Origin of the sequence: Prosthecobacter sp. (assembly GCF_046154365.1) — a bacterium.
Lineage (GTDB): Bacteria > Verrucomicrobiota > Verrucomicrobiia > Verrucomicrobiales > Verrucomicrobiaceae > Prosthecobacter.
This window is the reverse complement of the sequence record NZ_JBJXFV010000032.1, coordinates 1-5,572: the sequence shown is the minus strand read 5'-3', so window position 1 is coordinate 5,572 and position 5,572 is coordinate 1. Positions and strand designations below refer to the sequence as shown.

Here is a 5,572-nt window from a genome sequence, read left to right as displayed (position 1 = left end):
CTGGCAGATACCTCACCTGGGACTACAACATCAACGCGCGCCCCGAGCAGGCCGGACGCCCCGTGATTTACACGAAGCAAATCGCCAGCGACCTGCGCGAACTCAAAGGCCACACGCTCGGCGAGATGATCGAAATCTATGATCATCCTGCCGGGAAAGAGAACAGCTTCGGCTACGACCCATTCGCGCTGGAGCACCTGAATCTCTACGTCACCTCGCGTCTCTGGTGGGATGCGGATCAAAATCTCGATGCGCTGCTGGCCGACTACTTCGCCAGCTACTACGGCCCCGCGGCCAAGCCGATGCAGGCCTTCGCCGAGTTCTCCGAGGCCAACTGGATGCACATGGGCCAGGACGGCACGAAGATCGGCGAGGCCCTCACCTTGCTCGCCGCCGCGCAAGCAGCCGCCGATCCGCAATCGCTCCCCGGACGCCGCATTCAAAGAATCGCCGATCTCATGAAGCCGCTGCGCACGCTGCAACAGCAGCTCAGCCGCAAGCACGACACCACGCTCGATTACCGCGTGCTGGAGACGCATCAGACCGGTGGCAAGCCGCTGCGCGAAAAAGCCTTCGATGGCCAGGTGCTCAAAGACTACTGGACCGACGTGCGCAGCGCCCCGCTCGTGAAACTCACGCCCGACGCCCCGCGACCCACAGCCAACACGATGTTCCAAATCCAGCGCGAAGGCAGCATCCTGCACATCGGCATCGTCTGCCAGGAACCCGACATGCCCGGCGTCAACAGCGCCACCACCACGCCCGACGACCCGAAACTCCTCAAAGGCGATCACATCACACTGCTTATCGAGACCGCGTCCAACAGCTACTACGAGATCGCCATCAATCCCGCCGGCACCGTGCTGGAGATCGACCACGGCAAGGACGGCAAAGGCGTGAAATGGACCTCCGGCGCACAGTTCGCCGTGCATCGTGGCGACAAAGAATGGAGCATCGAAATGCGCCTCCCCATCACCGGCGAAGGCTCCCGCATGATCGACCCGCTCAAAGGCATCGACGGAGCCCAGCCCAAGGATTTGTTCCCCTGGCATTTCAACCTCTGCCGCCAACGCGTGCGCGGCACGACCATCGAACGCACGGCCTTCTCAGCGACGGGGAAGGACGACTTCTACGTGCCGGAGAAGTTCGCGAAACTGTGGGGGAAGGGGAAGTGAGACGGAATGGCAGACAGCCACACCTACTTTGAATGCCAAACTCGCTTGCTCTCAATTAGCACAACAAATGATCAGAAACATCCTCTCCATTGTCTTGCTCTGCGCTGCCATCGCTCAGGGGGCCACCTTCCCTCAAGACTACCAGGCGGCGCTCAAGCTTTACGACAGCGGCAAGTTCGCTGAGTCAAAAACGGCGTTCGAAGGACTGATCGCCATGAACCCGAATCCGCAAGCCGTTGACCGCTGCCTCGTTCATTCGGCGTATTGCGAGACTCAGCTGAAGGCGCACGACAAGGCTGCTGCGCTTGTGGCGAAGATCAAGGAAGAGCATCTGCGCACGTTCTGCCGCATGAAACTGCTGACGATGCAGTCGAAGTATGCGGAGGTCGTGGCGCTGGTGAAGGACGAGGATTTTTCGCTTTGGCCGGATGCGCTGAGCTTCGAGGCGCTCATGATCCGGGGCGAGGCATCGGGCCGCGTGCGTGATGCGGTGGCGGCGGAGAAGGACTTTCGTGCGGCGCTGGGTTACACCATCAATGATTATAAGAAGGCCACTGCGCATCTGCGTCTTGGGGGGCTGTTCAAGGGGCAGCAAGCTTTGGAGTGCTTCGATGAGGTGATGAAGCTCAAGGAACCAGGTGCCACGATGCGTTATCAGGCCATCGCCAATCGGGCACGTGTCCTCGCGCAGGATGGCAAGGGTGCGCTCGCCATTGCGGAGTTTGATCGGGTCAACGACCTCAGCAAACAACCGCATTGGACCATGGTGCAAATGGCACGCGCGGCGACTCACGAGGCGCTGGGCGAAACGGACAAGGCAAGAGCTTGCTACGAGGCCGTCGTGGCATCGAGCAATCCGCCTGCGGACTCGCTCGCCACGGCGAAGGCCAAGCTGAGTGCCAAACGCTGAACCATCACTGACCGAGGAACACCTTCATGCACACCCACTCTCCAACGACCCTTCGCACTTTCCTGCTGACTGCGATCAGCATCCTTGTCGCGCTGCCATCTCAAGCCGTCGATCTCGTCACCAACGGCAAGCCTGTTGCGGACATCGTCATCGCTGCGGATGCAATCAAAGCCACGCGCACCTGTGCCGAGGAACTCCAGCGCCATTTGCTGGCGATGTCGGGCGCGACACTCGCCATCGTGGACAAGCCAAGCGATGCGCCGAATCACATCTATGTCGGCGCGAGCGAGCACACGCAGAAGCTCGGCATCAGCGTCGATGACGTGAAGCTCGATGGTTACAAGATCATCGCGAAGGAACATCACCTCGTGCTCATCGGGCGCGACGTGTTTCACTCGCAGAACCACTTCGCGCCATACACCGACCGCGCGCATGACCTTTCGCAGAAGACATGGGAAACGATGACCGGTCACAAGTGGCGCACACCGTCGTTCTACGGTGGGGGCGGATACAACAAGGAGTGCGGCTTCATTTTGTATGATGCCACCGGCACGCTGTATGCCGTGTTTGGCTTGCTGGAGCAGCTAGGCATGCGCTGGTATATGCCGGATGAAGCACTCGGGCTGATCCGCCCGCATCACGATAGCATCAGCATCGCCGAGCAGTCGGTGACGAAGGAGCCGGAGTTTGGCCAGCGGCGTTTCGCTGACAACCAGCCTGGTGTCTATCGGCAGGAGATGATGTGGTATAAATCCATGGGCGTCGGCACCAGCAAGGTCATCCCGATCTACCATGCCGTGGGCCGCCTCACCTACTTTGGCAAAGAGGCTGATCCCGCCTACTTCGGCATCATCAATGGCAAGCCCAACTATAACTCACCCAAGCTCACCAGCGAGAAGCTGCGCGCTGATTTCATCACCTCGCTTAACTTCACTCGGCAAGTCTATCCCGGCATCGAATACGATAGTCTGGGCCAGCCCGATGGCTGGTCTTCTATCGACAGCGCCGACGCCGCAGCAGGCTTTGATCAATCGGAGCGCGGCATCTACGGCAATTTCAGCAACTACGCCTGGGACTTCAATCTCGACATCGTGAAGCGCATCAGCGCCAAGATCCCCGAACGCAAGTTCACCGTCATGGCCTACAGCGGCACCACCATACCGCCGACCACCGTGGACAAGATCCCCGATAGCGTGCTCGTTGGCCTCATGCAGCACAGCACGGGCTGGATGCTGCCACAGTGGAGTGGCGATCTCGCAGTGCGCCAAGAGTGGCTCAAGCGCATGAATGACGGTCGCGAGCAACTGCTCATCATGGACCACTATCTGGAGCAAGCTCACATCCGCAATGCGCCGCCCGCGCCCGTGTTCTTTACCAAGTTCATGCAGGCCAATCTCAAAGCCGCCTATGACCACGCCGTCGGCTACGACATCGAAGTGCCATGGATTCCCAGCAATGAGATCAAACCCGACGCGACCAACAACCTGCGTCGCCCAGGTTTGTCGCACCTCATGATCTACCTGCACGCCCGCATGATGTGGGAGCGCAATCTCGACATGCAGGCCACGCTGGACGAATACTACCGCGTATTCTTCGGCCCCGCGCAGGCCGAGATGAAGCAATTCCATGAGTTCGGCGAAGCTGTGTGGTCGCGCCCCGAAGCGCGTGAAGTCACCGCCAACGGTGGCTTCCTCAAGCAAGCCGATATCGACCAATTCTTCGCGCTCCTCACCGCTGCCAAAGACAAAACCGGCAACAGCATTTACACGAAGCGCATCGCGCTGCTCGAAGCTGAGATGCAGCCGCTGAAGGGTCTCTTTGCCAATCTCCAGCGCAACAACGGCGGAATCGCCGGCTACTGGTCGCATCTTCAGCCCAAGATCGACGGCGACTTCACCAAGCCCTTCTGGACCGACGAAGGCCGCGTCTTCACGCCCTTGAGCGAGATGTTCACCGGCGAGACACCGCATCACATTTCCACCAAAGTCGCCTTCCGCTGGCTGCCGGATGACAGCGGCCTCGTCGTCGCCATCGAGTGCATCGAGCCCAAGATGGACAAGCTCCGCGCTGACTGCAAAGACCGCGACAGCTACGCCATCTTCAATGACGACACCGTCGAGCTCCGCCTCGAAACCGCCAAGGGCATCCGCCCATTCATCGTCATCAATCCCAACGGCACCGTGCTCGATGAATGCGTCACCACGCGCTCCGAAGACCTCGCCAGCTTCTACACCGTGAAAAACATCGCCGTGAAAAAGGCCGCAGATCGCTGGTTCGTCGAAGCCCTCATCGAAGCCAAACCCATCGAAGGCCAAGTGCCCAGTAAAGCCTTCCCCTGGGGCGTCAACATCTGCCGCCAACGCATGGCCGGCAACGCCCCCGAGTTCTACATGCTCTTCCCGAGCGGCACGAAGTTCAAAGACCCGAAGGCCATGGGGAATCTCATCATGCGGCGGTGAACGCCTCTGAATACGCAAACCATTCAGCCATTGCAATAGCGACACACCATGCAACCAAGCTCACATCCATTCGTATCTCGTCGTCGTTTCATGCAGGCGGCAGCGGGCTTGTCATGCGCGGCATTTTTTCCAAGCCGCTCTCACGCAGCAACGCCGAGGGCCAAGATACTAGAGACGAAAGTTATCTCACAACAGCCGGAGTTTTACCACGGCTGGCCGACGGTTGTCCGCCGACGAAATGGGGAACTTTGGCTTTCGTGGTCCGGTGGTCGTGAGTCGCATGTTTGCCCATTCGGGCAGGTGCAGGCGATGACTTCACGCGACGACGGCGCGACCTGGACCTGGCCGCGAGTCTTGCTCGACAGCGCTACCGACGATCGGGATTCGGGCGTGCTGGAGACGGCTCAAGGGACCTTGTTGGTCTCGACGTTCACCTCACTGGCCTATGAATCGCACTTGAAAGAGAAGATCACTTACACTGATTGGTCGCTCAACGGTTGGGGGACCAAAGCGATGCCGCCAGAGCAGCAGTCCAAATGGAACGCCGTTCACGCGCGACTCACCGATGCCGAACGCAAGGCCGACCAGGGCGAGTGGGTCATTCGGTCCACCGATGGAGGCAGATCATGGTCTCCTCGGATTCCCACGATCGTTAACAGCCCACATGGCCCGGTTCAACTCGCTGACGGGCGGCTGCTTTATGCAGGCAAACAACTCTGGACCGACAGTCGTAAGATCGGGGTCTGTGAGTCCAAAGACGACGGTCTCACGTGGCAGTGGCTGGCTGATATCCCGATCCGCACGGGTGACAGGAACGCCTATCACGAACTGCATGCCGTCGAGGCGGCCAACGGCACCATCATCGCTCACATTCGCAATCACAACGAAGCTAACAAGTATTGGACGCTGCAAACGGAATCGTCCGACGGTGGCAAGACCTGGAGCGAACCGCATGCGGTCTGCTATGGGCTCCCGTCTCACCTGCTCCGACTGCGCGATGGTCGGCTGCTGATGAGCTATGGTTATCG

Annotated in this window: 4 protein-coding genes; all 4 read left to right on the top strand. The window is 59.7% G+C overall.

Annotation, left to right across the window (positions count from 1 at the left end; genetic code table 11):
* Positions 1–1,175: DUF4838 domain-containing protein (locus ACKVY0_RS04125; protein ID WP_409213525.1), on the top strand; the 1,175-nt coding region annotated here is incomplete at its 5' end.
* Positions 1,176–1,242: 67 nt separating this feature from the next.
* The gene (locus ACKVY0_RS04120) at positions 1,243–2,085 is read left to right on the top strand and encodes a hypothetical protein (protein ID WP_409213524.1); all 843 of its coding nucleotides are present in this window, start codon (positions 1,243–1,245) and stop codon (positions 2,083–2,085) included.
* A 26-nt stretch (positions 2,086–2,111) separates the two neighbouring features.
* Complete coding sequence (locus ACKVY0_RS04115) at positions 2,112–4,544, top strand: DUF4838 domain-containing protein (protein ID WP_409213523.1); 2,433 nt, start codon at positions 2,112–2,114, stop codon at positions 4,542–4,544.
* Between the two features lie 48 nt (positions 4,545–4,592).
* Positions 4,593–5,572, top strand: a 980-nt coding sequence (locus ACKVY0_RS04110; RefSeq protein WP_409213522.1) for a sialidase family protein, incomplete at its 3' end; no start/stop codon positions are given.